This is a genomic window from Desulfoluna butyratoxydans, assembly GCF_900699765.1.
In the GTDB taxonomy this organism is placed as follows: domain Bacteria; phylum Desulfobacterota; class Desulfobacteria; order Desulfobacterales; family Desulfolunaceae; genus Desulfoluna; species Desulfoluna butyratoxydans.
Genome location: NZ_CAADHO010000010.1, coordinates 69,272 through 96,014, shown reverse-complemented (window position 1 = coordinate 96,014; position 26,743 = coordinate 69,272). Strand labels below are relative to the sequence as shown.

Here is a 26,743-nt window from a genome sequence, read left to right as displayed (position 1 = left end):
CTCTCTCCGGGAACAGAAAAGGCCCCCTCCCTGGGCGGGAGGGGGCCTTGAATCGGCTGGCGGCCCATGGAAAAATGGGCCGCCCGAAACCGGAAAACACCTTACTCGAGGCGGTAGTTGGGCGCCTCTTCGGTGATGATGACGTCGTGGGCGTGGCTCTCTCGGAGCCCTGCGTTGGAGATGCGGACAAAGCGTGCCATCTCACGGAGCTCTTCGATGGTGCGGGAGCCCACGTAGCCCATGCCGGCCTTGAGGCCGCCGATGAGCTGGAAGAGGTTGTCCACCAGGGAACCTTTATAAGGCACACGGCCGACAATCCCTTCGGGGACGAGCTTTTCATTCTCTTCGTCCTCACCCAGGTAGTAGCGGTCCTTGCTGCCGGACTGCATGGCTTCGAGGGAGCCCATGCCGCGGTAAACCTTGTAGCTTCGACCCTGGTAAATAATGGTGTCCCCGGGGCTCTCTTCGGTACCTGCCAGGACGCCGCCGAGCATAACGCTGTGGGCACCTGCGCCGATGGCCTTGGCAATGTCGCCGGAGAACTTGATGCCGCCGTCTGCGATGAGGGGCACGCCGGTGCGATCGGCAACGGCCTTGCAGTTGGAGATGGCGGTGAGCTGGGGAACCCCGCAACCGGAGACGATACGGGTGGTGCAGATGGAGCCGGGACCGATCCCCACCTTGATGGCGTCAACCCCTGCGTCCACCAGGGCCTGGGCCCCTTTGGCGGTGGCCACGTTGCCTGCGATGATCTCCACGGAGTCAAAGGTGGCTTTGAGCTTGATGATGGCGTCGATGACGTTTTTGGAGTGTCCGTGGGAGGTGTCGATGCAGAGAACGTCGGCACCGGCCTTGAGCAGGGCCTCGGCGCGCTCCATCATGTCCTCGCCCACACCGATGGCAGCACCCACGCGGAGACGGCCGATGCTGTCCTTGCATGCGTTGGGGTACTTCTTGACCTTTTCGATGTCTTTGGTGGTGATGATGCCGGAGAGCTTGCCTTCGGGGTTGACGACGAGGAGTTTTTCGATGCGGTGCTTGTGCAGGAGGGCTTTGGAGTCTTCCAGGGTGGTGCCTTCGGGGACGGTGATCAGGTTCTCGGCGGTCATGACCTCGGAGACCTTGCGCTCGAGGTTGGTTTCGAACCGAAGGTCACGGTTGGTGACGATGCCCACCAGCTGCTCACCCTCGGTGACGGGAACCCCTGAGATGCGGTAGTGCCGCATGAGCTTGTTCACTTCGTAGATGGTGGCATCGGGCCGGACAGTCACAGGGTCGATGATCATGCCGCTTTCGGACTTCTTGACCCGGTTGACTTCGATGACCTGCCGCTCAATGGGCATGTTGCGGTGAATGATGCCGATACCGCCTGCACGTGCCATGCTGATGGCGGCACGGGATTCGGTGACGGTGTCCATGGCTGCGCTGAGCAGGGGAATATTCAGAGTGATATTCCGGGTCAGTCGCGTAGAGCAGTCGCAATTGTTGGGAAGAACGTCGGAGTAGTTGGGAATCAAAAGGACATCATCAAAGGAAAAAGCTTGTTCCGGCGGAATGGTTTTCATGGAAGTTACCTCCAAAAAGCGGATGTGTAAAAAAAAGACCGAAGCCCACAGGGGAAAAAAACACGAACCCACCCCGGAAGGGCAAAGACGGGCAGCCGAACCCGGCGGTGACCACGGCGCGCTTATCCCCTTGGAATAAAGTCACATCGCCGCAGTGCGAGCCCGTGGTTCCGGCACCGAAATTCGGTTTACCTCGCCTTCATCAACTCCTGAATACACGACACCCTTTCGGTAACGACGTCCGAATACAAAAATGCCCAGTACCGCTGGGATCATTTCCGGGGTGTGGGGATGCAGAAGGCAGGTCGTGCGGGCCGGGTTCCCCCCCGGTCCTTGAAGCCTTGTTCAGGTTGTAGCGGCATTCTCGGGATCATGCTGAACGTGAGCCCTTTTTCTTCTTTCCGAGATTTTACTCATTTCGAAAAAAAAGGCCCGCCCCATGGGCCGAAAATGCATCAGGGGTACAAAAAAATCCGGGAAAACCGGATTGGGTTCGGGGCAATTATGACAAGAACTCATGTTACCCCGCTTTTTTTGGGCGGAATAATACATGAGATGGTCCCCTCTGGCAAACTCTTTTTGCGGGTCTTGAAAAAAGTCTTCAGGCGGCACCGGCATACAAGATGTATCCACTCGCTTTCGTTGGACTACACGATATTGGCGCAAGCCCCCTTCACATCGCAGGGGCGGCCCTTGCCAATGCCCGCCCCCCTGGAAAACGAGGGGACGGGCACTCACCGGGACTTACTCCTCCCGAACGATCCACTGCCTGGAAAACCAGTGATAGGCCCTGCGATCCCCAGCCGGGACCGTCAGGTTGTACTTGTGGCGCCCTGGGGGCAACGGCTTTTCAGATCGCACCTTGAAGGTCTTGCCCGGGACCACCCACCGGACCTCCACCCGGCCCTGGCCGGAGACAAAGCAACTCAGCTCGTTCCAGATGGCATCGCCCTCCCCCACCGACACCTCCAGCTCCGGCTGCCGGTCCGTGGTTTCCGGGTCCCACGGCGTCATGGAGACGATGGGAAAGGCAAGGGTCCGGGCCTTGGTGCGAAACGACCGGATGGTCCCGTAGGCCTCGGACATGGGGAATCTGGGCACCGCCTTGAAGTCGGTGGTGGGCCCGGCCGCCCCGGAGTGCTGACCAAAGGCCAGGAATCCGAGCTCAGCCACCAGAGCTGCCACCTTGCTGTTGTACTCTCCGTACGGATAGGCCAGCATCTTGGGGCAAGGCCCCAGCTCCTTGTCCAGCCTTGCCTGGGCCTTGAGCACATCTGCCCTGATCCGGGCAAGCCACTGGGCTTCGGTCTCACCGTCCGCCCTGTCGATCATGTGGGGGTGGGACGCCGAGTGGTTTGCAAACTGCACCCCTTCCGCCTTGAGCTCACGCATCTGATCCCAGGTCATGTAATCCGAAAACCGCCTGTCCACCCCATCGGTGGCAACAAACACGGTAAAGGGCCACCCCTTCTCCTTCAAGAGGGGCCAGGCGTTCTCATACACGCTGGCATAGGCATCGTCCATGGTCAGGGCCACGGTCTTTTCCGCAAAGGTGTCGCCACGCTTCAGGGTAGCCACCACCTCATCCAGCGGGGCCACCCGGTAGCCGTTTTCCTCCAGGTACGCCAGGTGTTCCTTGAACTGTTCCATCCGGATGTTGGTGGACGGAAACCGCTCATCACCAAACCGGTGGTACATAAAAATGACGGCTGAGCCGGATCCGGCATACGCCGGTGCCACCCCTCCGCAAAACACACCAACAAGCACCAGGCCCATGAGGGCCTTCATCACACATCGCAAACCAATCAACCTCATAAATCAGACAACTCCAGTTCCATGAAAACCCAGTTATTAAAAATTTTCTACAGAGCCTTATTAAAGGGACCCGCCGGAATTATTCCGGTTCTAGCCAAGGGAGTCCCATGTTCATTTCATCGTGTTTCCAGACGAATGAAGTGGGCCTGTGATGGGTCACTCTTCAGGCCCCTTGATTGAAATACCCGGCATCTTGATTGAAAACCCCGGTTCCTTTTTTGCTTCGTACATCTTCTTGTCCGCGGCCTTCACAAGGGAATTCACGTCCACACTCGCCTCAGGGGTCGAGATGGCCACCCCCATGCTGCAGGTCACCCCCGAGCCCTTTGTCCGCGTTTCAATCTCATCGCACAGCCGCCCACAGACCATTTCGGTATCTTCCAGGGTAATATCGGACAGGACAACACAGAATTCATCGCCACCGTACCTTGCCATCACCTCGGTCTCCCGGAGGGTCGCCCGCATGGCCTCGCCGACAGCCACAAGGATTTCATCCCCCCGGGTGTGCCCCTCTTCATCGTTCAGGGCCTTGAACCCGTCCAGGTCAAAATAGACAAGGACCACAGAGTGGTTGCGCCTCTGCCCCCGAAGCAGCTCTTTTTTCAGCTCCGAATAGAAGGCGCGCTGGTTCAAGAGCCCGGTGAGCCCGTCATTGCGTGCCTGCTCCACCAAAAGCTTGGTGCGCTCGGCAATGACCTCTTCAAGGGAGGCCGTGTACATCTCCAGTTCGTCATTGCTTCGCTGCGCCTCGTCCATCAGACTGAAAATATAGGTATCAAAGGCAAGAAGCAGGTCAAACATGACCAGCTTGTCGATGGCCGATTTGCTTCGCCTGCACACATCACATCTCTCTTCGGCGGTGCTATCCACAAGCCCGCACAGCAAATCCTTCAGGATAAAGATGGCTGCCACGTAATATTTCGGGGCAACCCCGATGCGCTTGTGGACGACCCCCACGCGAAGCCGAGAGTGCACATAATCTTCGCTGTACTCCCCGTCAAACATGCTCAGGATATACTGCCGCTGATAATTCCTGAGCCGGTGCAGGGTTTCGGCATCGCCTATGACACGGTCCATCTCATCAAAGGAGAGGATCCGCTCGTAAAAATCCTCGACGATATCATCGATGCGTGCCCTGACCATCCCCCGCATGGACACCAGGGCCTCCCTGCACTCTTCATCAATATCCAGATACTCCTTGCGACGCATAATTTCATGGGGCGAAAACTTGAGCTGCTTGAGCAGTGTCAGGCTTGTTGTCTTCATGAAGACCCCCTTGAGGTTGGTCCTGCTGTCCAAAGGTGGTGTACGGAAAAAAATGATGGAAGGTGTTTGAGCGAAAAAGAAGACGACTCCGGGGCGAGTTGAAAGATGATGTATGATCTCACAACCGTGGCAAGACGTCCAGCCCGGTTAGCCCGGCTCGCCCGAAGGGTGAGAAAATCGAGCAGAAAATCGTGAATTGCATTTTGTATTTGTGAAATGTCTAATTTTTTCACAGCAACCACTTGTAATAATATTAAATCATTACAAGCAGCCCGTTTTCTCATGAAATACCCGGATTAGAGCTGCGAAAGGGGACGGCGGGCGCCCCCTCGCAGGCAACGTTTTTTACTGAACCTCAAGCCGCTCCGGCCATCATCAGGCCGACACGGTCCCGTTTGTCCGTGTCCGCAACGTCGAAGACATCCACGATCCGGCCTTCAAACATCACAGCCACCCGGTCCGAAAGGGAAAACGCTTCGTTCAGGTCCCCTGTAACCAGGAGGATACCGGCATTTTCCCTGGCGCTCACAAGGTGGGCCCAGATGGCCTTGGCCGTGGCGATATCCAGTCCCTGGGTGGGCTGTTCCGCCACGATGAGGCCCGGGTTCCTGAAAAACTCACGGCCCAGGACCAGCTTCTGGAGGTTCCCGCCGGAGAGGTGACGGGCCTGGGACGAGAGGAGCCCGGGCAGGACGCTGTAGCGGTCCACCACATTTTTGGACTCGTTCTCCACCCGTTTCCGCCTCAACCAGGGGCCCCGCCTGAAGCCTTTCCGGGTGGTGAGCAGAAAATTGTCGGAGAGGTTCAGGGAAGGACAGGTGGCCAGACCGATACGGTCCTCGGGAATATAGCTGAGGGTCTCCCGGTTTTTCCGCTTGGAAAAAAAGGACTTCCAGGTGTGGCCGAGGATGGAGATCTCACCCCGTTCCGGCACCTGCAGGCCGCAGATGGTCTCCACCAGGGGTTTCTGCCCGTTTCCGGCCACGCCAACAATACCGAGGATCTCCCCGCGCCGCAGGGAGAGGGAAACGCCCTTGAGGCCGTTTCCGGCCAGGTTGTCCACGTCCAGGACCACCTCCCCCTCCTCCACCTCGTCTTTCACCACCGAGAGAATGGTCTCCCTGCCCACCATCATGCGGGCCAAATCGTCCTGGGACCCCACGTCGGCGATCTCTTTCTCCTCGATGATCTCCCCTTTTCTGAGGATGGCCACCTCGTCGGCCACACGCATCACCTCTCCGAGCTTGTGGCTGATAAAGACGATGGATTTTCCCTGCTCCGCCATGAGGGCCAGGGCCTTGAAGAGCTGGTCCCCTTCCTGGGGGGTGAGCACGGCCGTGGGCTCATCAAAGATGAGGATCCGGCTCTTTCTCAGGAGGAGCTTGAGGATCTCCACCCGCTGCTTCTCACCCATGGAGAGATCGGACACCCTGGCCGCCGGATCGATGTCCAGGCTGTGGGAGACGGCCAGCTCCTTCACCGTGGTCTCCATCTCCCGCGGCTTGAGGAGGCGACCGCCCTCCTGGCCCAAAAAGACGTTCTCGGCAACGGTCATGGACTCCACAAGCTTGAAATGCTGGTAAACCATGCCGATGCCGGCGTCGATGGCGTCTTTGGCCGAGGCGAACCTGCGGGGCACACCGTCCACGACAATGCGCCCGGCATCGGGCTGAAGGCGCCCGGCCAGGATGCTCATGAGGGTGCTCTTGCCCGCCCCGTTCTCACCGAGGAGGGCTTTAACCGTGCCCTGGCGGATGGACAGACAGATATCCCGGTTGGCCTGGACGGTCCCGAAGGATTTGCTGATCCCCTCCAAGGCGATGACAGTCTTGGCAGGCTGTGTCATTTTTTCTTAGTCATCCCGGCTATGGGTTCCACGAAACGGGACTCGGAGTCCCAGGGGAAAAGAATCCAGGTGTCCTGGCCCACTTCGGTGATGAAGGTGTCCACATGGGGCTTGCCCTCGGGCTTGGCATAGAGGGTGGCAAAGTGGGCGCCGGGCAGCATGTTCCTCACCACCTGGGCGGTCTTGCCGGTGTCCACGAGGTCGTCGATGATAAGCCAGCCCTCTCCGCTGTCCCGCAGGGGCTTGATGATGGTGGCCTGCCCCTGGTCTTTCCAGGTGTAGCTGGAGATGCAGATGGTCTCCACGTAGTGGATGTCCAGCTCCCGGGCGATGACCGCCGCAGGCACCAGGCCGCCGCGGGTGACGGCGGCAATGCCTTTCCACTTGATGTCCATGTCGAGAAGGCGCCAGGCAAGGGCCTTGGCGTCACGGTGCAGCTGCTCCCAGGAGATGGGATAGCTTCTCTGGTATTGGTTCGAATCGCTCATGCTTCACTCCACATTTACGCATCGGTAATGGTTAACACTATGCAAAGTATATACAACTTCGGGGATGATGGTTACCCCGAAAATCAATCTGCAGGTTCTATGTTGACGCCCAGGGCCTGGGGCGTGGCAGAGCTGCCGCCCCTCCAGGATGAAAAGACCAGAACACTCAGGGTCAGGGCGTAGGGCAACATCAACAGAAAAGACGAGGGGATGTGGGTCCCCGAGGCCTGGAGCCGGAACTGAAAGGCCATGACGCCCCCGAACAGGTAAGCTCCTGCAACGGCACGCAGCGGGTTCCAGAAGGCAAAAATCACCAGGGCCACGGCAATCCAGCCCCTGCCGGCGGTGAGGTGGTTGGCCCACATGTGGGTGTATGCAAGGGAGAGATACGCCCCGCCGAGCCCCATGAAAAAACCACCGGCCATGACACCCATCCACCGGTAATTGACAGAGCTGATCCCCGCCGCCTGGGCGGCGTCCGGGTTTTCGCCCGCCGACCGGAGCCGGAGCCCTGCGCGGGTGTATCGGAAAAAGTACCACATGCCCACGGGAATCAGGTAGGAGACGAACACCAGGGGATCGTGCTGAAAGAAAACGGGGCCCACAAAGGGCAATGTGGACAGAATCGGAACATCCACCGGGCCGAATCCCGGGGCGTTCATCCCGATGAGGGGCGTGCCGAGGTAGTTGGCCATGCCCACCCCAAGGATGGTCAGGGCAAGGCCGGAGACCACCTGGTTGCCGAGAAAACCGAGACAGACCAGCCCGTGGATCGATCCCGCCAGAACGCCTGCAAGCCCACCGGCAAGGAACCCGAGCCAGGGGCTTCCCGTGGCAAGGGAGATGGAGAAACCCGCCAGGGCGCCCACGGCCATGATGCCCTCCACGCCGAGGTTCAGGACCCCTGACTTTTCACAGAAAATTGCCCCCAGGGTGGCAAAAAGAATGGGCGTGCCGGACTGCACCGTGGCCGCCAGGAGGGGAATAAGGATATCGGGGGTCATGGGCGCTGCCTCCGTGCGAATCGGTAGTTGACGAAAAAAGTCCCCGCCAGGATGGTCAACAGGATAAGCCCTTCCATGATCTCACCAAAAGCGGCCGGAACCTGGAGTTCCAGCTGAAGGTTCTCCACCCCCACCCGGAGGCCGGCCAGGAGAAACGATGAGATGCCTATATAAAAAGGATTCAGGCGCGCCAGCCAGGCCACCACAATGGCGGTGTACCCGTATCCCACCATGATGGTGGGCTGGAGCCTGTTGAGGGTGGCAGATGCCTCCACAAACCCGGCCCAGCCCGCAAAGGCGCCGCTGAGGAGCATGGAAATGATCACCAGCCGTTCGTAGGGCAGCCGGGCATACCGGGCGGCACGCACGTTCTCCCCGCTGGCCTTGAGTTCAAAGCCCATGAGGGTAAACCGGAAAAAAACGTAGATAACCAGCCCCGACAGCACGCAGATCAGAAGCCCCCAGTTGAGGTTGGTCTCACCGATCTTGCCGATGACGGCACCGGCGGAAAATTCCTGGGTCATGGGAAAACCGAAGCTGTCCGGGGACTTCCAGGGCCCGTAGACCAGGTAGTCGAGAAAAAGGATGGCGATGTAGTTGAGCATCAGGGTCACGATGATCTCGTTGGCCTTTGCCTTGAGCTTCAGCACCGCCGGGATCACGCCCCAGAGCCCGCCGAAGAGAAAGGCGGCCGCCATCATGGCAGGGATCATCACCCATGCGGAGTGGCCGGGAAAGCTGATGGCCACCCAGGTGGCGCCGATGGCACCAAAGGCAAACTGGCCCTCGGCGCCGATGTTCCAGATCTGGAGTCGAAAGGCAATGGCCACGCCCAGGGAGCAGAGATAAATGGGGATGGCCTTGATGAGGCAATCCTCGATGGCGTAGGTGGACCCGAAGGCGCCCTGAAGCAAGAGCCAGAGTCCCTCCATGGGAGAGTTGCCCTGGAAGAGCAGCATGCCGGCGCTGATAACAAGGGACATGACCACCGCCCCGCAATAGATAAGGGCCGCTGTCCACCCCAGGGTTTCCGGGCGTTTTCTGATGGTTAAGTCTAACATCGTGGTATGTGATTCGTCTTTGTCGGAGATCAATAAAAGAATGGGGGGAACATCTGTCCCCCCCACAGCGTCAAACACGGGTCGGCGGCTGCCCCGATCCGGGTGTAAGCCGCCTCCAGGGCGTTACTTGGTGGTACCCACCACACCCTGCACAAACCAGTCCATGCCCAGGAGGGCACCATCGGCGGGCACGGCGCCCTCTGCGATGCGGACCGTACCGGCCTGATCCTTCACAGGACCGGAGAAGACCACGTAACCGCCCTTCTTGATCTCATCACGACGGGCAAGGACCCTGGCCTGCACGTCGGCGGGCACAAGATCGCTCATGGGGCTCAGGTCCACCACACCCTCGGCCAGGCCGTTCCAGGTGGAGGCGCTCTTCCAGGAGCCATCCTTGACGCTCTTGAGGACCTCCATATAAAAAGGTGTCCAGTTCCAGATGGGGGCCACGAGGTGGGACTTGGGGGCAAAGGAGCTCATGTCGGTGTTGTAACCGATGGAGTAGACACCGCGCTCCTGGGCGGCTTCCTGGGGACCGGGGGAGTCCTGGTGCTGGGCGATGACGTCGGCACCCACATCCAGAAGGCTCTTGGCTCCCTCTTTCTCTTTGGCGGGGTCGTACCAGGTCTTGGTCCAGACCACGCGCACCTCGGCTTCGGGGTTCACGGCCTGGACACCCAGGGTAAAGGCGTTGATGCCGCGGATCACCTCGGGGATGGGAAAGGCAGCCACATACCCGAGCACGTTGCTCTTGGTCATGGAACCCGCCACCATGCCGGAGAGGTATCGGGCCTGGTACATGCGGCCGAAGTAGTTGCCCATGTTCTCGGAGGTCTTGTAACCGGAGCAGTGCATGAACACTGTCTTGGGAAAACGCTTGGAGACCTTGAGCATGGGATCCATGTAGCCGAAGCTGGTGCCGAAAATCAGATCGTATTTTTTGCGGGCCATGTTCAGAAAGACGCGCTCGGAGTCGGCCCCTTCATTGACCGCTTCCAGGTACTTGACCTCCACATCGGGCAAGGCCTCAATGGCCTGTCGGGCCACATCATGGGCATAGGACCACCCGGCATCTCCCACAGGGGATACGTAGACAAAACCAACCTTCATTTTCTTTTCTGCCGCCTGTGTCGTCCCCACTGCCATAAGCAATGCGAGCACCAGCAGAACCAGACCTTTACGCATGTACATCCTCCACGTGTGTAGTTTGGTGCAATCATAAATGAACTGTGACGCACTCGAAATATATGAAAGTCCTGCATTCAGCAAGACCAAAGCCGCCTGAATCCGTAGAAAAGAGAGAATCCTTGCATTTCCCGGATGAAAATGGTTAATCTGTCCGTCGCGTCAAAATTCCAAGCCCCCGGGCATTCCCCCTGGGCAACAAAAAAACACCTGCACAGCTCCTGTGCCCATGCCATGACAGGCACACGAGATATCCTTCTTTTCCGGACCTTGCAGCTTTCGGCCCAGACATTGCCCGTGACGCATACATCACCCAAGGTACCGGAACCACGATATGTATTACAAAAACATGTGAAATAAAATAAAAATGTCCACTCAAGAAAAAAACAGGCAATTCATTGCTGTAAAAGGAAATATCCTTTACTTCACGGAAGACCCCAGGAGCAAAGGGAAAAAGGCCTGGCACCACCACCCGGACGGCCTTCTCCTCATCCAAGACGGCTCCGTGCTGTACGCCGGAGACCGAAACGGCGCCCCCATCCCCCACGACGCCGAGCCCACCTGGTACGACTACTCAGGCAAGCTGATCATGCCCGGCTTTGTCGACACCCACATCCACCCCCCGCAGCTCTCGGTCATCGCCTCCAACAGCATCGAGCTCCTGGACTGGCTCGACACCTACACCTTCCCCGAGGAGCAGCGGTTCGCCGATGAAAAGGTCTGCCAAAAAGGAGCGACCCGGTTCTTTGACGAGACCCTGAAAAACGGCACCACCACGGCCCTTGCCATGGCCACGGTCCACGCCGGGTCCGCCGAGGCCCTTTTTCAGGAGGCACAAAAGCGCAGGCTCCGATTCATCACCGGCAAGACCCTCATGGATCGCAACGCCCCTGCCCCCCTCACCGACACCCCGGAGTCGGCCTACGACGAAAGCCGCGACCTCATCGACCGCTGGCACGGCACCGGGCGCCTGGGCTATGCCGTGACCCCGCGCTTTGCCGTCACCTCCACCCGCGAGCAGCTGGAAGCCGCCGGAGAGCTCATGACCCAGGCCGACGGCCTGATCATGCACACCCATCTTTCGGAAAACCACGAGGAGATCCGCACGGTGCGGGAGCTCTTTCCGGAAGCTGCAAACTACCTGGACGTCTACGACCGGTTCCGGCTCGTGGGCAAGGGGTCGGTGTTCGCCCACGCCATCCACCTGGGTGAAGAGGAGTATGAACACCTGACCCGGAGCGGCGCCTCGGTGTCGTTCTGCCCCTCCTCCAACCTGTTCCTGGGCAGCGGCCTCTTCCGCATGGACAACGCCGAGAGGCACCGCATCCCCGTGGGGCTGGGAAGCGACGTGGGCGGCGGTACCTCCTTTTCCCCGTTCCACACCATGGCCGAAGGGTTCAAGGTGTGCCAGCTCTGCCGCACCCCCTTATCAGCCACCACCGCCTTTTACCTTGCCACCCTGGGCGGGGCCCGCACCCTGGGACTGGAACACGCCGTCGGCACCTTCCGGCAAGGGGCCGAGGCCGACTTTGTGGTCATCGACCCCGAGGCCACGCCCATTTCGGCGCGTCGTGCCCAGCGGGCCGAAAGCCTTGAAGAGCTCCTCTTCGTGCTGATGATCCTGGGGGACGACCGCTTTGTGGCCGCCACCCACATCCTGGGCGAACCGGCCTACACCCGACCCTGAGCACTCTGTCTCAAGCCGAAGTACCACACAAAAAAGCGGGCGCAGCACCCATGGTGCTGCACCCGCCTTGAACTTACACAGGCACCGGCAACCCGGACACTCCCGGGCCGCCGTCAACCCACCGTTTAAATCCCCATATTCGAAAAAAAGGTACACAGGGCGTTGACCGCCGACACCAGCCTGGGGTGCGACGCCTCCAGCCCCTCCACCGAGGCCATGAGCCCCTCGGATGAAATGGAGACCAGCTTGGGATCGGGGCTTTTCCGTACCACCTCATGGGTGGTGAGCCCGGTGAACCCGGCAATGCTCTCCGCCTCCTCCTGGTTGCTCTCCGCAAGGATCCTCACCTCATCCTTGAGTGTCTCCAGGAGCTTCTGGAGTTCCTGCCGCCTGACCGGATCCATCTGATCTGCCGATTCAAGCAGAGCCTCGATACGCTTCATGGTGCTTTCAATCATGGTGTGCCTCCTTGTCGGGCACTTCCCCCGGATACGCCACAGCAACCGGCTGTCATGACCTTACCGGTCGTTGCCCGTGAAGCATCCGGGTTGGACCCGCCCATCAATCGGATACGTACGAAGAGTGATCCTCGACATACCCGGTGATCACTTTAAGACCCATGGACTCCAGGACCTGGACAGCCTTGGCCTTGTCCCGCCCGTGCACACGGATCACCAGCTGATAGACCCCCTCGAGCCCTTTCTCCGGCCAGGTGATCAGGCTCGCAATATTGATGCTCTCGTCACGCAGCCGACTTGTGATGTCGGCGATCATGCCCAGACGGTTCCTCACCAGCACGATGAGCCTCTCGTTCTCTTCCCCCAGTCCGATGGCGTCCATGAGCACCCCCATGACGTCCGTCTTGGTGACGATCCCCACGGGACGCCCCTCTTTCATCACGGGCAGCGAGCTGATCTCGTTTTCGCGAATCACAAGGGCGGCGTCTTCCACCGGGGTCCCAGGCGTCACGGTGATCACGTTCTTCACCATGATCATCCCCACCGTCACCTGGTCCAGAAGGTAATTGAGTTCATGGGTGCTGAAGGTGGTCGCCGGAGAGGCCAGGTTGGCCTTGACGTCCCTGTCCGACAGGATCCCTTTGAGATTGCCCGCATCATCAAGGACGACCAGGTGTTCGATGTGATGTTCCTTAAGCAGGTCCATCGCCTGTTTGATGGTGGTTTCAGGCTTAACCGTAATCAGGTTGGTGTGCATGATTCTGCCAACGTACATAATAACTGCTCCCTCGTGGTAAAGAATGGATTTTCAAGGAAACACGCCCGCGCCATTCCTAAAAGGCACGCCCCCTCTCCAAGCCTGTCATTGCTGATCTACACATCAATATAAGTAATACAAATCTTATTTTTAATCTACTAAAACCAAATAAATCGAGTCAACGAGCCGTCATCACGGAAAAATATGGACAATGGGGCCCGTATCTCTCGAGAGCCTTGACAACAGGTTCCCGAGGCCATCCGTTTCACGGATGATAGGGAATCATAATTCCCGTTTTTTCAAGCCTATGCCATGGCCATGGCCCTGTCAAGTAAAACTCTGTAAATACAAAAGAAACCACCTGAAATACTTAAGGATATTCTCACCCACCTCCCCAATGTTTCACGTAATTACAATTGACTTTTACGCAAAGGTTATATTATGAAAAAAGATTACTGACTCGTCCCCCCACATCTTGACTTACCAAGAAAATACAAGGGTGCACGATTTGGTGTTGTTTTGCAAATTTAATTCGGTTTTTCACTCAATTCCAATCAAAAGGGAGACTCATGAAACGGTTTCGTATTTCTTTAACCGCTACGGTATTGTCGGTATTGTTCGCGCTGTGTCTCACAGCTGGCCAGGTGTTTGCGGCTGACACCATCAAGCTCGGGGTCGCAGGCGCTCACAGTGGGGACCTCGCCTCCTACGGTCTTCCCACGGTCAACGCCGCCCGCTTTGTTGTCGCCGATATCAACGCCGCCGGCGGCGTCCTCGGAAAACAGGTTGAGCTGATCACCGAAGACGACGTCTGCAAGCCCGAAGTGGCCGCAAGTACCGCCACCAAACTCGTCACCAGCAACGTGGACATCGTCCTCGGCCACATCTGCAGCGGCGCCACCAAGGCAGCCCTGGGCATTTACAACGGCGCCGGTCTTGTCTGCATCTCCCCGTCCGCCACCGCTCCGGACCTCACCGTAAGCGGCGACTACCCCAACTTCTTCCGCACCATCGCCCACGACAAAGTCCAGGCCGAGCTCCAGGTCAAATTCGTCATCGAAACCTTGGGCGCCAAAAAAATCGCCATCCTCCACGACAAGGGCGACTACGGCAAAGGCGCGGCCCTGCTGGCCAAAGAATTTGTGGAGGCCAGCCCCAAGGCCGAGGTGGTTCTCTTTGAAGGCGTCACCTCCGGGTCCGTCAGCTTCGGCCCCATTGTCCAGAAGGTGAAGCGCTCCCGCGCCGATGTTGTCATCTGGGGTGGCTACCACTCCGACGCCTCCAAGATCATCCGCCAGATGAACAAAAAGAAGGTAAAATCCCTGTTTGTGGGTGCCGACGGCCTCAAGGACGAGACCTTCATCAAGGTGGCGGGCAAAGATGCCGAAGGCGTCTACGTCTCCGGTCCCATGGACTACTCCAAAAACCCCCTTGCCATCAAAGCCAAGGAGCAGCACCTGAAGGCCTTCGGCGAAGACCCCGGTGCCTTCTACCTGGAAGCGTACGCCGCCACCCTGGCCATCCTCAATGCCGTTGAAAAAGCCGGTTCCACCGACTACGACGCCGTTGTCAAGGCCCTGAGAACCGAAGATGTGGACACCCCCCTGGGCAAGATCCGTTTCGACGAAAAGGGCGACCCCATCGGCGTGGGCTTCACCATGTACCGGGTTCAGGGCGGCAAATTTGTCGAGCTGAACTAAGACCGGCCCCTAATGCCTGACCGCAACATCAAACAGGGGCGGGCCCGTAAAGGGCCCGCCCCAAAGCAGGACCGGCCACGTTAGGGCCGTTGGAGACGGACATATGGATCTGGAGTATTTTCTGGAACTCTTTCTGGGAGGCCTGGTGAAGGGCAGTATCTACGCCCTCATCGCCCTGGGGTACACCATGGTGTACGGCATCATCGAATTGATCAACTTTGCCCACGGCGAAATCTACATGCTGGGGGCCTACACCGCCCTCATCGTCGCCAGCGTCCTGACGGTCCTGGGCTTTCCGCACCTGGCCATCGTCATCATGGCGGGGCTGGCGGCCGTCATCTGGGCCTCGGCCTACGGCTTCACCGTGGAAAAGGTGGCCTACAAGCCCCTGAGGAAAGCCCCGAGGCTCTCTCCCCTCATCAGCGCCATCGGTATGTCCATCTTTCTCCAGAACTACGTGCTTCTGGCCCAGACCGACAAGTTTCTCCCCTTTCCCGAACTGATCCCCGAATTCGACTTCTGGGAACCCTACTCCCATATCATCGGCTCCCCCTCCCTTGTGATCCTCATCTCCACCGTGGTGATCATGCTGCTTTTGACCTACATCATCAAATACACCACCATGGGCAAGGCCATGCGAGCCACGGCCCAGGACCGTACCATGGCGATGCTGGTGGGCATCTCCGTAAACAAGGTGATCTCCTTTACCTTTGTTATCGGCTCCAGCCTGGCCGCCATCGGCGGTGTGCTGGTGGCCTCCCAGATGGGACAGATCAACTTTTACATCGGCTTCATGGCGGGCATCAAAGCCTTCACCGCAGCCGTCCTCGGAGGCATCGGCAGCATCCCCGGAGCCGTGCTCGGGGGGCTTGTCCTCGGCATGACCGAGAGCCTGGCCACCGGCTACATCTCCAGCGATTATGAAGATGTCTTCGCCTTTGCCCTGCTGGTCCTGATTCTCATCTTCAGGCCTGCCGGTCTCCTCGGGCGCAACACCACCCAGAAGGTTTGATCGGGTGCGGCCCGCCGCATGCCGGGCCGTCCTTCGGAACCGCAACCATGGATACAGGACCCAGGATGTTCAAGTTATCTGAAATAAAAAAATCGTTTGTCGTCGCCCTCTGGTTTATCTTTCTCACCTTTCCCATCATGGTGATCAAGGTAAACACCATTGAAAACGCCATCACCTGGCGATGGCGCAACATGTTCATGATCGGTATCGGGAGCTTTCTGGTCTCCCTGATCTGGCGCTACCTCCAGGAAAGCCAGGCCGCCGGCAAGAGCCCCCTCTCCCTGCTCACCGGCAACCGCCTTGCAAAGCGCATGGCAAAGGCCCCCCTCTCGGACCGCCCCACGAAGGACGGGGTCATCCGGGAATCCAACCCCATGATCCAGCGCACCTTCTACGGACTCCTGGTGGTGGCGGCCCTCCTCTTTCCCTTTGTGAACCAGTACCAGACCACCATCCTCACCACGGCCCTCATGTATGTGATCCTGGGCCTCGGCCTCAACATCGCCGTGGGCCTGGCAGGGCTCCTTCACCTGGGATACGTGGCCTTTTACGCGGTGGGAGCCTACACCTACGCCCTTTTGAACATGCACTTCGGCATCGGCTTCTGGGCCGCCCTTCCCCTGGGCGGGATCCTGGCCACCGTCTTCGGCATCGCCCTGGGCATCCCGGTGCTGCGCCTGCGGGGAGACTACCTGGCCATCGTCACCCTGGGCTTCGGGGAGATGACCCGCATCACCCTGGAAAACTGGGACGCCCTCACCCACGGCCCCAGCGGCATCGCCCAGATCCCCAAACCCGGCCTTTTCGGCATGGAACTCACCACCCAGCAGGGCATCATGTATGTCTATTACCTGGCCGTGGGCCTGGCCGCCCTGACGGTCTTTGCCACCTACAGGCTCCAGAACTCCCGCATCGGCAGGGCGCTCATGGCCATGCGTGAAGACGAGATCGCCTCCCAGGCCATGGGCATCAACATCACCCGCACCAAGCTCACCGCCTTTGCCTTAAGCGCCTTTTTCGCGGGAATGGCCGGGGTTCTGTTTGCCGCCAAGACAGGCTTCATCAACCCCCAGAGCTTCACCTTCATGGAGTCTGCCATCATCCTGTCCATCGTGGTCCTGGGGGGCATGGGGTCCATTCTGGGGGTCATCATCGGCGCCCTGATCCTCATCCTCCTGCCCGAGTACCTCCGGGAGGTGGGCAACTACCGCATGCTGCTCTTCGGCGCCAGCATGGTGGTGATGATGATCTTCCGCCCCCAGGGAATCATCGCCAACGTACGCAAGATTTACAAGATCGACAGGGGAGGACGGAACTAGCATGGCCACCGAAACGATACTGGACGTCAAGCAGCTCACCATGGACTTCGGAGGCCTCCGCGCCCTGAACCATGTGGACCTGACCATCGAAAAAGGCGAAATCGTCGCCCTCATCGGACCCAACGGCGCGGGAAAGACCACCTTCTTCAACTGCGTGACGGGCATCTACAGCCCCACCGGCGGAGACGTGTTCCTGGGAGACGGCACCCGCCCCCCCACCCGCATCAACGGCATCAAGCCCAACCGCATCGCCGCCCTCGGCATGACCCGGACCTTCCAGAATATCCGCCTCTTCCAGAACATGACGGTGCTGGAAAACGTCATGATCGGACGGCATATCCGGACCCGGTCCGGTATCTTCAGCGCCCTGACCCGGACCCCTTCGGCCCGCCGGGAAGAGAAACAGATCACCGACGACGCCTACGGGCTCCTTGAAAAGGTGGACCTGGCGGATTGGGCCGACGAGTTTGCCAAAAACCTGCCCTACGGGGCCCAGCGGCGCCTGGAGATTGCCCGGGCCATGGCCACGGACCCCGCCCTTCTGCTTCTGGACGAACCCGCCGCCGGCATGAACCCCCAGGAGACCCAGGAGCTCGACACCCTGATTCGGAAAATCCGGGATGAAGAGGAGATCACCATCCTCCTCATCGAGCACGACATGAAGCTGGTCATGAACCTCTCCGAACGCATCTACGTCATGGACTACGGAAGCAGGATCGCCACCGGCACCCCCATGGAGATCAAGAACAACCCCGCCGTTATCAAGGCATATCTCGGAGAAGAGGTGGTCGATGCTTAAGATCAGCAACATCAACACGTTTTACGGAAACATCCAGGCCTTGAAGGACCTCTCCATCGAGATCAACGAGGGAGAAATCATCACCCTCATCGGCGCCAACGGGGCCGGCAAGACCACCACCCTCATGTCCATCTCCGGTGTGGTGCCCCCCCGATCCGGGGAGATTACCTTTGACGGGGTCCCAATCCACGCCATGAGCCCGGAAAAAATCGTCAAAATGGGCCTCTGCCAGGTGCCCGAAGGGCGACGCATCTTCCCCCAGCTGAGCATCCTGGAAAACCTCGACATGGGCGCCTATCTCCGGGAGGACAAAACCGGGGTCCGGCAGGACCTTGAGTACGTCATGGACCTCTTCCCCATCCTCAAGGAGCGGCGCCACCAGGCAGGCGGCACCCTTTCTGGGGGCGAACAGCAGATGCTGGCCATCTCACGGGCCCTCATGGCGCGGCCGCGCCTCCTGCTGCTGGACGAGCCCTCCCTGGGCCTGGCCCCCCTGATCATCCGCCAGATCTTTGACATCATCACCCGCATCAACAAGGAGAGCGGCACCACCATCTTCCTTGTGGAGCAGAACGCCAACCTGGCCCTGAAATCGGCCCACCGCGGTTATGTCATGGAAAACGGCGCCGTGACCCTCTCGGACACCGCCGAAAACCTCCTGGCCAATGAAGAGGTAAAAAAGGCGTACCTCGGTATCTGATACGCTTTTTCCCCCCTTTATAAAAAATACGAAGGGGCGTCTCCACCGTGCTCACCGGTGGAAACGCCCCTTTGGTTTGTTCTTCCATGCCTCTCCTCCGCTACTGGATGGAAACCACCTCTTTCAATGCGATGACATGATCGACCTGGGCCCTGGAGGCCTCATTAAGGGCCAGGAACCGCACCTTGCACAGACGCTTGCCCGTCTTTCCAGACACCCGCTCATCCAAAGGGGTATCCGAGATCACTTTAAAGGGAAGGTTGTCCGCCAGGAACCCCCGACCCGTCACCACGATTTCCGCGCTGGAGAGGAGCCCCTGCTCCAGGGGCGGTTCGCCGAAATAAAAAAAGCTCATGGATTCATGACTGATGGAGAGCACCTGGCAAATCTGAGGTGCCTTTTCTGGAATCACCGCATACACGCCGTCGGAAAGCCAGGCCAGGCCGCGGGGCGCCCTTTTGTCACACAGCTCACCCTGAAGTGCTTTTTCAGCTTTCTGACGCATGAGGCATCGATGGCACATGGTGACATCCAGACGACGTTCCTTTTGCTCCAACATAATAGACCTCCATGATCTGTACATTACTGATTTCAGGTGAGATGAGGCGAAGATCGCTGAAGTGTCGAACCCGGCCGATCCGCTGAGGAGGTTGCAAAAATCACTGTTGACAGGAGTCTTCGGGTATCAGAGGATGGGATTTTCCGAACAGACTGCGTTCTTTGCCGTAACGTGTGTTTACTTCGACGTGGGGTCCATAATATTTTGGAGGTGATGCTTTGTCTATAGATACACCTTATCATTTTCATGGGCATTCCCCCCGAAGGAACGTTGCATCATGCAAATTCCCGGGACAATCCCATGCGCCTGCCCCTTTTTTATCCAGGAGAAACCCCCAGTCATTCTGCCTTCATGTGGGAACAACCGGGAAAACGCCCCGGAAAAAACGGTTTGGGCCACCCCCTGACGCCATTGTCCGGTTTCAAACCCCGAGCGCCCCTGACGCCAACCCATGACAGCACATGAAAGGGCCCCTGCCATGCGTATCGTTTCCGACAACTTTCAGCTTATCAACCCGATGCTTCAGGATGCTGTGGCCCGAAAAGACACCCCGGCCATGGAGGCCGTCATCCAGGGGCTCCTGTCCACCGGTGCCCACGCCATCGATCTGAACATCGGGCCCCTTGGCAGTCGCAGCCCCGCGGTGGTTCCCTACCTCATCGATGTGGTGCGAGGCATCACGCCGTTGCCCCTGTTCATCGACTCCCCCCATGCAGAGCCCGCGCGCCAGGCCCTGGAAACGGGCCACCCGGACATCCACATCAACGGGTTTTCCCTCCACCCGGACCGCCTGGCCGCACTTCTCCCCCTGATGGCCCGGCATGAACAGGCCCGTTTTGTGGGATACCTGCTCACGGAAACCGGGGCGGTGCCCACGGAACCGGACGGACGGCTCCATGTGGCAGCCCACCTCTTCACGGCCGTTGCCGAGGCAGGCACAGACCTCCTGGACCGGCTCATCGTAGACCCGGTGGTGGTGCCCCTGCTCTGGGACGAAGGGGCGTTCCAGGCCCTGGAGGTGATCCGCACCCTGCGAGCCCTGGAGGAACTTGCCGGACGGCCCGTCCAAAGCATGGCCGGGCTCTCCAACCTCACCAGCGGCAAGGTCCCCGAGGACAAGCGCAAAACCATGGAGCACACCTACATCCCCCTGCTGGCCGAAGCCGGGCTGGATTACATCCTCATGAACACCAACCGGAAGGAGAGCGTCCGCGCGGTCCACGCCGCCAACCTCCTCACCGGCGGTCTTCCCTTCTCCTGGGAAGCCCTGAAATAAAAAAACGCCGTGGAGCCTTTCTCCACGGCGCTTTTTATGTGTGTCAAACAGTCTTGCCCTTTACGGCTCGGTAGGCTCGTCATCACCCTCGTCGCAGCCAGGCTCGGAGAGATCCTGCAGGCGCAGGACAATGTCGGCCACGGTGGCCCCTTTGCCCTTGGGGTGCACCAGCATGGGGTTGATATCCAGCTCCCGGATCTCCGGGTGATCGGTCACCATCCGCGCAACCCGGGCCAGGCATTTTTCAATCTCCTCGATATCGGCAACGGGCTTGCCCCTGAACCCGGTGAGCAGGGGATAGGCCCGAATGCTCTTGATCATGCGACGCGCCGTGTTGCGACCAAAGGGGGCCACACGAAAGACCACGTCTTTAAAGAGCTCCACAAAGATCCCTCCAAAACCAAACATCACCATGGGGCCGAACTGCTCGTCCTGCTTGGTCCCGATGATCACCTCATCCCCTGCCATGGCCATCTGCTGAACCAGGACCCCCCGAATGCGGGCGTCTTCCTTGTAGGCTTCGGCACACGCAAGGATATCTGCGTAGGCGGCCTCCACCTCGGCGGGTTCCCGAATCCCCACCCGGACCCCTTTGGCGTCGGATTTATGGATAATATCGGGCGAGACAATCTTCATCACCACGGGGTACCCGATGCGCCGCGCAATGTCCACGGCCTCCGACGGCGAGGTGGCGATCTCCATGTCCAATGTCCTGAGGCCGTAGCACTGAAGGATGCTGCTCCCCTCGTACTCGCCCAAAAGGGTATCTCCGTTGTCCAGGTATCCCCGGATAAGGGCCCGGGCCCGTTCTTCGTCAACCTCCAGTTTATACTGGGGAAGGACCCGGCGACTCAGCCAGCAATGGGCAAGGTAGAGTTTCCCCAGCACCTTGGCCGCGTTTTCGGGGAAATCGTACACCGGCACCCCGGCCTTCTGGAGGATCTTCACCCCGGGGGAAACGTCCACAACCCCCATAAAGGCACAGGTAATGGGCTTTAAGGTCCGCCGTGAGATCTCGGAGATGGCCGTGGCCGTGCCGATGGCATCGGTCATGGACTGGGGGGTCAGGATGATGAGGGCGCCGTCCACCCCTTCGTCGCTGATCACCGTGGTCAATGCGTTTTCGTAACGGTCCCGGGCAGCGTCCCCGATGACGTCCACCGGGTTGTTGAAGTTTGCCGTGGGGGGCAGGTGGCGCTTAAGCTCCTCCACGGTCTCTTCGCTGAACACGGCAAGGTTCATGCCCGCGTTTTCCGTCATGTCCGTGGCGATGATCCCCGGTCCCCCCGCGTTGGTGACAATGGCGATGTTCCGTCCGGTGGGGTACTTCCTCGGAGAGAAGCCCTGGGCCAGGTCAAACAGTTCGTTCACCGACTCGCAGCGGATGATCCCGGCCTCTGCAAACAGCGCGTCGTATACAGCATCCGTTCCGGCCAGGGAGCCGGTATGGGACGCGGCAGCTGCAGCCCCGGCCACCGAGCGCCCGGACTTGATCACCAGCACCGGGGTGGGGTTGTCCCCGGAGGTGATCTCCTTGGCCACGTCGATGAACTCCTTGCCCTTGCGCCCGAGTTCCTCCATATAAATCATGATCACGTGGGTCTCAGGATCGGCGTGGTAATACCGAAGCAGGTCCAGCTCATCCACGTCGGCCTTGTTTCCGATGGAGACAAACTTGGAAAACCCGAAGCCGCGATCCGCCGCAAAGTCAAGGACCGCCGTGCAGAGGGCCCCGCTCTGGGAGATAAAGGAGATGTTGCCCTTGGAGGGCATGCGCGCAGAGAAGCTGGCGTTAAGAGACACGGTGGGCGACGGGTTGATCACCCCCAGGCAGTTGGGCCCCACGATGCGGATCCCGGCCTCCTTGCAGATGACCTTGATCTTCTCCTCGATCTCCAGGCCTTCCCCCCCGACCTCCTTAAAGCCCGCCGAGATGATCACCACCCCTTTGACCTTTTTGATCACGCACTGCTCAATGGCTTTCAGGGCAGCCGGCGGGGGCAGGATGACCAGGGCCAGGTCGATGGGGTCGGGGATGGAGAGGATCGACTCGTAGCAGCGAACGCTCAGGATGGATTTGGCTTTGGGGTTCACCGGGTAGAGGGTGCCCTGGAACCCCCCGTGCAGGATATTGCTGAAGATGTCGTGGCCCACCTTTCCCTTGGTGGTAGACGTGCCGAGAACGGCAATGGATTGAGGTGAAAAGATGGCGTCCAGACTGTGTCCCATGGGTCGACCTCCTTGGCTGTGGGTTGATGTCAAATCGGCAGAAACCTTTGAGCATCAAAGCAACGACAACCACCTAGGCATTCCGGCCCCTTTCCCTTCCGGCGCAGGACAAAAAAAACACCTTGCAGGTGGCGAGAAAACAAGGAAACGCAAAATCTTCGTTTGCAGTAAACCCCATTTTAAAGGATCATGTCAAACAGTTCCCCTTCAAGGGACCCGAACACACGCAAAAAAACAAAAACGGAGCTGCCCTGAGGCGGCTCCGTTCCCTTTTCTCGTCCACATCCCGTCACCATGTAAAAAAAACCTACCAGCTCCACCCGGCGGAGAGCTGGGCCGCAAAGCGACGGTCCTCTTTCTGGCCTCCGGTGACACCGACCTCCTCTCCGTAGGTGGCCGCATCAAGTCGCAGAAAAGAAACATCCACAGTCACCCCGGCCGTGTAATACCCCTGGGAGAGCCCGGTCCGAAGGGTCAGCAGAATGGGAAATACGAGTTCAGCCCCCATGTGAAGCTTCTTCTCCGTGGAGCCATCGTCGGTGAGGTTGTCCGTGATGTCGTGATAATCAAAGGCCTCGGTGAGGGAAAACCCGAAAAACCGCTGGGTAAAAGCAACCCCTGCATTGAACTGGGACTCCTGGTCCCGGGCCTCCCCGAAATCCATCTCCCGGATGTTGATGCCCGCAACGCCCAGGCTGACGTCGGTCACCCCTTCAATCTCCCTGCGCCAGATCATGCCCAGATCAAAGGAGGCATCACTCCCGTCCACCTGGTCGTCGTCAAGGGTGTCCTCAAAATCTCCGTCGGCGATATCCAGGGCCGTATAGGTCTCCATGATGCTGCTGCGGTTCAAGGCCGTCACGCCCACCCCGAGGCTCAGACCCGGCACATGGGGAAGCTCATAGCCCGCACCGGCCTTGCCACCGTAATCGATATCGGAGACGATTCGGAGTTCCGGATAGACCGGGTTGCGAATGGTCAGGTCCGCCACGGCCCTGCCAACCCCTGCCACCATCACGCCCACGTTGCCCAGGCGAAACCCCGCATGAATATCCGCCCCCAGGGTGATGTGATGGTTCTCCCCCACGTACTTTCGCAACAATTCGGTGACCTCGATGACATCGTCCTGGTCAATGTCGTCGTAATCGCTGTACAGGTCAAAGGTATCCTCGGAGGCGACCACCATGGGGTTGAGGATCCCCAGGCTCCCTCCCCGGAGCCTGCTCAGGCCGGCGGGGTTGTAGTCCAAAGCATTCCGGTCGTCGGCCACGGCGGTAAAGGCCCCGCCCATGCCCAGGGGCCGCACGCCCATGAGACCCGACCGATACGGCTCGCACCTTCCGGTGGCCGCCGAAAGAAAAAGCACGGCGGCAACAAGGAGGCATTGCAGTGTGTACACCGGTTTTCCCATGGATTCCTCCGTGCGCATACGGGTTCTACTCCCAGGGCCAACGCATTTAACAATTCCGTTGCCTCCGGCGGGTCGCTTTTTGAAAAAAGCTCCGCAAAAACGTTCCGGTAATCAAGACACGCAAAAAAACAAAACCTGTTTGTCAAACTTTTCAAAAGTTTGCCCCCCGGCAGGGCCGCCGGAGGCAAAATCGAGCTGCGTTTACCCTGGTTCTACTCCCCCAGGGTGTTGACATAGTCGATCAGCTCGATAAAGGAGACAGCCCCGTCTCCGCCTGTATCGATCTCTCCAAGGAACGCCTCGAACTCCCTTCCCAGAACGTTTCCCGGCCCAAGGGCCGCTGCGGCCAGTGAGACAAAGCCGACATCCCGGTTAATCTGCGCAAGCTCCTCCGGGGTGATACGCAAGGTGACAAAGTCCCCGGCAACCAGCCCCCGGGCCTCTTTTATCCAGGCCTCGGTGAGCCCCACGAAATCGGGGGGCGTAAAGCGGTCCCCGAAGTTGCGGCAAAAAATCTGGCCGAGGATCAGCACCGCATCGGTGAGCCCGTAGATCCCCAGCTTGGCCTTGCCGTAATCGCTCAAACCGGATGTGCCCCCAGCAGACCCAATGAGCGCGGTGATGGCCTGATCCATGGTTGAGAGCGTGGCACCGATCTCGGAGCAGGCCAGCAGCCCCTCGTCTCCTTGGCCCAGCATCCTGCCGAACTGATCGATGGTGCCGCCGCCTCCATCAGCGGCACCGCTGTATATGGCTAAACTGTCGACCCCAGCTTTGCCCGCATAGGCGGTGGAGAGGTTCTCCAGCACCTCCCCGGTCTGCTCCAGGCCGGAGAGGATGGCGATGGCCGTGTCGTAGTCACCGCCGTCAGCGGCAATCCTGGCCTCTTCAAGGCGGGCCTCGTAGCTGTCGCTGTCGTCGCACCCCACGCCAAGGAATGCCAGAAACAACACGCAGGCCAAAACGGCCGCAAGATAGCCCACAACACATGAGCCGAAACGGGTTGAATGCATCGTCCCTCCCGTGATTCTAATCCTGCCGGGTTGCAACGCATCCCGGGGCGAATTCCAGAACTCACCGCCGGTCATGCGCCGAAATGTCTGTGTATGTAAGTCTTATAAGGTAAAGGGGCATGGAACCCAGTCCGCAGGTGCGAAGGCCCTGCTCAGGACGCGGGCTGCCACGGGCCGGAGAAACAGGCCCTGGTGGAGACTCGGGACGCTCATGATAAAGGGGAGGTCGAATCGGTTGATTCTCTGGGGAGGTGCCGCATGCTGTATCGCATGTCCGTGTTTTTCATTATCGGGGAGAAGGGCCGTAAAGGCAAGGCCTTCTCCATGACGATGACGCCTGCCTCTCACAACCCCATGGGAGGGAGACCGCAGAAACGCCCTTGGTTCCATCCGCGCGCTTTCCTGGTCTCCGAAAAACGCGCGGATGTATATTAGGGTATTATTATAGGGTGGACCACCTTGCTCGGTATGCGTTCTTACCAGCTCCAACCCATGGAGATCTGCGCCACATACCTTCGGTCCTCTTTCTGCCCGGCGTAAGCCCCCATCTCTTCTCCGTAGGTGGCCACATCAACACGCAGCACCTTGAAATCCAGGGTGGCACCGGCCGTGTAGTACCCCTGGGAGAGACCGCCCCTTAAGGCCAGGAGCATGGGAAACTTCAACTCAGCCCCCATGTGAAGTTTCTTCTCCGTGGAGTCGTCTTCGGCGAGGTTGTCTGTGATGTCATGATAGTCAAAGGCTTCGGTCAGGGTGCACCCGAAAAAACTCTGGGTAAAGGCCACCCCGGCGTTGTACTGGGTTTTCTGGTCCCGTGCGTCGCCAAAATCCATCTCCTTGATATTGATTCCCGCAAGGCCAAGGCTCACACGGGTCAACCCTTCAATTTCGCTGCTCCAGATCATGCCCAGGTCAAAGGACGCATCGCTGCCGTCCTTCTGGTCATCTTCCAGGGTGTCTTCGAAATCATCGTCGGCAATGTCCACGGCCGTGTAGACCTCGTCGATACTTTTCCGGTTCAGGGCTTTCACCCCCACGCCGATGCTCAGGCCCGGTATCATGGCCAGCTCGTAGCCTACACCCACCTGCCCGCCGTAGTCGATGTCCGAGGTAAGGTGCAGTTCCGGGTAAGTAGGGTTTCGAATGGCCATGTCCGCATACCCCCTGCCGACACCTGCCACCATCACCCCGGCGTTGCCCATGCGGAACCCCGCATACAGGTCGGCAGCGAGCTTCACGTGGTGGTTCTCCCCCACGTATTTTCTCAGCAGCTCGGTCACTTCCGCTGTGTCGTTCTCGTCGATGTCGTCAAAATCATTGTAGAGGTCATAGCTGTCCTCGGAGGCCTCCACCAGGGGGTTGAGGACGCCCATGCCAAAATTCCGTGCCCGGCTCAGCCCTGCCGGGTTGTAGTCGATGGCGTTTTGATCATCGGCCACGGCGGTAAAAGCACCGCCCATGCCCAGGGGACGCGCGCCCATATTCATGGAACGGTAGGGCTCGGCCCAGCCCGAAGAGGCCAGAAGAAGAACAGCTGCCACCAAAATAGACATTTTTCCATACATCTTTAAAACCATCATCATCTCCGTTGTG

General features: G+C 59.2%; 22 protein-coding genes. 7 read left to right on the top strand and 15 right to left on the bottom strand.

Annotation, left to right across the window (positions count from 1 at the left end; translation table 11 throughout):
* Positions 1-101 precede the first annotated feature (101 nt).
* From guaB to MSL71_RS21515, 8 genes are all read right to left on the bottom strand, one after another.
* Positions 102-1,565 carry an IMP dehydrogenase gene (gene guaB, locus MSL71_RS21550; RefSeq protein ID WP_180144745.1) on the bottom strand — a complete coding sequence of 488 codons (1,464 nt, stop codon included), beginning with the start codon at positions 1,563-1,565 and terminating at the stop codon, positions 102-104.
* Between the two features lie 744 nt (positions 1,566-2,309).
* Complete coding sequence (locus MSL71_RS21545; protein ID WP_180144742.1) at positions 2,310-3,380, bottom strand: polysaccharide deacetylase family protein; 1,071 nt, start codon at positions 3,378-3,380, stop codon at positions 2,310-2,312.
* A gap of 156 nt (positions 3,381-3,536) precedes the next feature.
* Entirely contained in the window at positions 3,537-4,646 is a 1,110-nt protein-coding gene (locus tag MSL71_RS21540; RefSeq protein ID WP_180144738.1) for a GGDEF domain-containing protein, read from the bottom strand.
* Between the two features lie 355 nt (positions 4,647-5,001).
* The gene (locus MSL71_RS21535) at positions 5,002-6,492 is read right to left on the bottom strand and encodes an ABC transporter ATP-binding protein (RefSeq protein WP_180144735.1); all 1,491 of its coding nucleotides are present in this window, start codon (positions 6,490-6,492) and stop codon (positions 5,002-5,004) included.
* Complete coding sequence (gpt, locus tag MSL71_RS21530) at positions 6,489-6,980, bottom strand: xanthine phosphoribosyltransferase (RefSeq protein WP_180144732.1); 492 nt, start codon at positions 6,978-6,980, stop codon at positions 6,489-6,491. The genes MSL71_RS21535 and gpt overlap by 4 nt, the downstream gene beginning before the upstream one ends.
* Positions 6,981-7,063: 83 nt before the next feature.
* Positions 7,064-7,984 carry an ABC transporter permease gene (locus MSL71_RS21525; RefSeq protein WP_180144729.1) on the bottom strand — a complete coding sequence of 307 codons (921 nt, stop codon included), beginning with the start codon at positions 7,982-7,984 and terminating at the stop codon, positions 7,064-7,066.
* Entirely contained in the window at positions 7,981-9,045 is a 1,065-nt protein-coding gene (locus MSL71_RS21520) for an ABC transporter permease (RefSeq protein WP_180144726.1), read from the bottom strand. The genes MSL71_RS21525 and MSL71_RS21520 overlap by 4 nt, the downstream gene beginning before the upstream one ends.
* Positions 9,046-9,168: 123 nt before the next feature.
* Positions 9,169-10,230 carry a BMP family ABC transporter substrate-binding protein gene (locus MSL71_RS21515; RefSeq protein WP_180144723.1) on the bottom strand — a complete coding sequence of 354 codons (1,062 nt, stop codon included), beginning with the start codon at positions 10,228-10,230 and terminating at the stop codon, positions 9,169-9,171.
* A 367-nt stretch (positions 10,231-10,597) separates the two neighbouring features.
* Here MSL71_RS21515 and guaD point away from each other — a divergent pair, with 367 nt between their 5' ends.
* Complete coding sequence (guaD, locus tag MSL71_RS21510; RefSeq protein ID WP_180144720.1) at positions 10,598-11,917, top strand: guanine deaminase; 1,320 nt, start codon at positions 10,598-10,600, stop codon at positions 11,915-11,917.
* A gap of 125 nt (positions 11,918-12,042) precedes the next feature.
* On the opposite strand, the gene MSL71_RS21505 is transcribed toward guaD, so the two are convergent.
* Together MSL71_RS21505 and MSL71_RS21500 are read right to left on the bottom strand one after the other, a co-directional pair.
* A complete protein-coding gene (locus MSL71_RS21505) occupies positions 12,043-12,375 on the bottom strand; it encodes a DUF4404 domain-containing protein (RefSeq protein WP_180144717.1) in 333 nt (110 codons plus the stop codon).
* A gap of 103 nt (positions 12,376-12,478) precedes the next feature.
* Positions 12,479-13,150 carry a CBS and ACT domain-containing protein gene (locus MSL71_RS21500; protein ID WP_180144714.1) on the bottom strand — a complete coding sequence of 224 codons (672 nt, stop codon included), beginning with the start codon at positions 13,148-13,150 and terminating at the stop codon, positions 12,479-12,481.
* Between the two features lie 551 nt (positions 13,151-13,701).
* Between MSL71_RS21500 and MSL71_RS21495 the strand changes: the two genes are divergently transcribed.
* The 5 genes from MSL71_RS21495 to MSL71_RS21475 all read left to right on the top strand — a co-directional run bounded on the left by MSL71_RS21495 (position 13,702) and on the right by MSL71_RS21475 (position 18,662).
* Complete coding sequence (locus MSL71_RS21495) at positions 13,702-14,832, top strand: branched-chain amino acid ABC transporter substrate-binding protein (RefSeq protein WP_180144702.1); 1,131 nt, start codon at positions 13,702-13,704, stop codon at positions 14,830-14,832.
* Between the two features lie 103 nt (positions 14,833-14,935).
* Entirely contained in the window at positions 14,936-15,844 is a 909-nt protein-coding gene (locus MSL71_RS21490) for a branched-chain amino acid ABC transporter permease (protein ID WP_218951103.1), read from the top strand.
* A 65-nt stretch (positions 15,845-15,909) separates the two neighbouring features.
* On the top strand, positions 15,910-17,163 hold the full coding sequence (livM, locus tag MSL71_RS21485; RefSeq protein ID WP_180144699.1) for a high-affinity branched-chain amino acid ABC transporter permease LivM: 1,254 nt from the start codon (positions 15,910-15,912) through the stop codon (positions 17,161-17,163).
* 1 nt (position 17,164) lies between these two features.
* On the top strand, positions 17,165-17,962 hold the full coding sequence (locus tag MSL71_RS21480; protein WP_180144696.1) for an ABC transporter ATP-binding protein: 798 nt from the start codon (positions 17,165-17,167) through the stop codon (positions 17,960-17,962).
* Positions 17,955-18,662, top strand: a complete 708-nt coding sequence (locus MSL71_RS21475) for an ABC transporter ATP-binding protein (RefSeq protein WP_180144692.1) — start codon at positions 17,955-17,957, stop codon at positions 18,660-18,662. Before MSL71_RS21480 ends, MSL71_RS21475 begins: the two co-directional genes overlap by 8 nt.
* 100 nt (positions 18,663-18,762) lie before the next feature.
* On the opposite strand, the gene MSL71_RS21470 is transcribed toward MSL71_RS21475, so the two are convergent.
* Complete coding sequence (locus MSL71_RS21470; protein WP_180144689.1) at positions 18,763-19,221, bottom strand: hypothetical protein; 459 nt, start codon at positions 19,219-19,221, stop codon at positions 18,763-18,765.
* A 451-nt stretch (positions 19,222-19,672) separates the two neighbouring features.
* Here MSL71_RS21470 and MSL71_RS21465 point away from each other — a divergent pair, with 451 nt between their 5' ends.
* The gene (locus tag MSL71_RS21465; RefSeq protein ID WP_180144686.1) at positions 19,673-20,497 is read left to right on the top strand and encodes a pterin-binding domain-containing protein; all 825 of its coding nucleotides are present in this window, start codon (positions 19,673-19,675) and stop codon (positions 20,495-20,497) included.
* 60 nt (positions 20,498-20,557) lie between these two features.
* Here MSL71_RS21465 and MSL71_RS21460 read toward each other — a convergent pair whose 3' ends face one another.
* The 4 genes from MSL71_RS21460 to MSL71_RS21445 form a co-directional block, all read right to left on the bottom strand.
* A complete protein-coding gene (locus MSL71_RS21460; protein WP_180144683.1) occupies positions 20,558-22,726 on the bottom strand; it encodes an acetate--CoA ligase family protein in 2,169 nt (722 codons plus the stop codon).
* A 307-nt stretch (positions 22,727-23,033) separates the two neighbouring features.
* On the bottom strand, positions 23,034-24,137 hold the full coding sequence (locus MSL71_RS21455; RefSeq protein ID WP_180144681.1) for a hypothetical protein: 1,104 nt from the start codon (positions 24,135-24,137) through the stop codon (positions 23,034-23,036).
* Between the two features lie 212 nt (positions 24,138-24,349).
* Complete coding sequence (locus tag MSL71_RS21450) at positions 24,350-25,150, bottom strand: hypothetical protein (protein WP_180144678.1); 801 nt, start codon at positions 25,148-25,150, stop codon at positions 24,350-24,352.
* Between the two features lie 476 nt (positions 25,151-25,626).
* Positions 25,627-26,703, bottom strand: a complete 1,077-nt coding sequence (locus MSL71_RS21445) for a PorV/PorQ family protein (RefSeq protein ID WP_180144675.1) — start codon at positions 26,701-26,703, stop codon at positions 25,627-25,629.
* Positions 26,704-26,743: the final 40 nt, after the last annotated feature.

What these genes read in the sequence shown, in the direction of transcription:
- guaB (WP_180144745.1), bottom strand. Translation starts at nt 1,565, where the DNA reads ATGAAAACCATTCCGCCGGAACAAGCTTTTTCCTTTGATGATGTCCTT.
- MSL71_RS21545 (WP_180144742.1), bottom strand. Translation starts at nt 3,380, where the DNA reads ATGAGGTTGATTGGTTTGCGATGTGTGATGAAGGCCCTCATGGGCCTG.
- MSL71_RS21540 (WP_180144738.1), bottom strand. Translation starts at nt 4,646, where the DNA reads ATGAAGACAACAAGCCTGACACTGCTCAAGCAGCTCAAGTTTTCGCCC.
- MSL71_RS21535 (WP_180144735.1), bottom strand. Translation starts at nt 6,492, where the DNA reads ATGACACAGCCTGCCAAGACTGTCATCGCCTTGGAGGGGATCAGCAAA.
- gpt (WP_180144732.1), bottom strand. Translation starts at nt 6,980, where the DNA reads ATGAGCGATTCGAACCAATACCAGAGAAGCTATCCCATCTCCTGGGAG.
- MSL71_RS21525 (WP_180144729.1), bottom strand. Translation starts at nt 7,984, where the DNA reads ATGACCCCCGATATCCTTATTCCCCTCCTGGCGGCCACGGTGCAGTCC.
- MSL71_RS21520 (WP_180144726.1), bottom strand. Translation starts at nt 9,045, where the DNA reads ATGTTAGACTTAACCATCAGAAAACGCCCGGAAACCCTGGGGTGGACA.
- MSL71_RS21515 (WP_180144723.1), bottom strand. Translation starts at nt 10,230, where the DNA reads ATGCGTAAAGGTCTGGTTCTGCTGGTGCTCGCATTGCTTATGGCAGTG.
- guaD (WP_180144720.1), top strand. Translation starts at nt 10,598, where the DNA reads ATGTCCACTCAAGAAAAAAACAGGCAATTCATTGCTGTAAAAGGAAAT.
- MSL71_RS21505 (WP_180144717.1), bottom strand. Translation starts at nt 12,375, where the DNA reads ATGATTGAAAGCACCATGAAGCGTATCGAGGCTCTGCTTGAATCGGCA.
- MSL71_RS21500 (WP_180144714.1), bottom strand. Translation starts at nt 13,150, where the DNA reads ATGTACGTTGGCAGAATCATGCACACCAACCTGATTACGGTTAAGCCT.
- MSL71_RS21495 (WP_180144702.1), top strand. Translation starts at nt 13,702, where the DNA reads ATGAAACGGTTTCGTATTTCTTTAACCGCTACGGTATTGTCGGTATTG.
- MSL71_RS21490 (WP_218951103.1), top strand. Translation starts at nt 14,936, where the DNA reads ATGGATCTGGAGTATTTTCTGGAACTCTTTCTGGGAGGCCTGGTGAAG.
- livM (WP_180144699.1), top strand. Translation starts at nt 15,910, where the DNA reads ATGTTCAAGTTATCTGAAATAAAAAAATCGTTTGTCGTCGCCCTCTGG.
- MSL71_RS21480 (WP_180144696.1), top strand. Translation starts at nt 17,165, where the DNA reads ATGGCCACCGAAACGATACTGGACGTCAAGCAGCTCACCATGGACTTC.
- MSL71_RS21475 (WP_180144692.1), top strand. Translation starts at nt 17,955, where the DNA reads ATGCTTAAGATCAGCAACATCAACACGTTTTACGGAAACATCCAGGCC.
- MSL71_RS21470 (WP_180144689.1), bottom strand. Translation starts at nt 19,221, where the DNA reads ATGTTGGAGCAAAAGGAACGTCGTCTGGATGTCACCATGTGCCATCGA.
- MSL71_RS21465 (WP_180144686.1), top strand. Translation starts at nt 19,673, where the DNA reads ATGACAGCACATGAAAGGGCCCCTGCCATGCGTATCGTTTCCGACAAC.
- MSL71_RS21460 (WP_180144683.1), bottom strand. Translation starts at nt 22,726, where the DNA reads ATGGGACACAGTCTGGACGCCATCTTTTCACCTCAATCCATTGCCGTT.
- MSL71_RS21455 (WP_180144681.1), bottom strand. Translation starts at nt 24,137, where the DNA reads ATGGGAAAACCGGTGTACACACTGCAATGCCTCCTTGTTGCCGCCGTG.
- MSL71_RS21450 (WP_180144678.1), bottom strand. Translation starts at nt 25,150, where the DNA reads ATGCATTCAACCCGTTTCGGCTCATGTGTTGTGGGCTATCTTGCGGCC.
- MSL71_RS21445 (WP_180144675.1), bottom strand. Translation starts at nt 26,703, where the DNA reads ATGTCTATTTTGGTGGCAGCTGTTCTTCTTCTGGCCTCTTCGGGCTGG.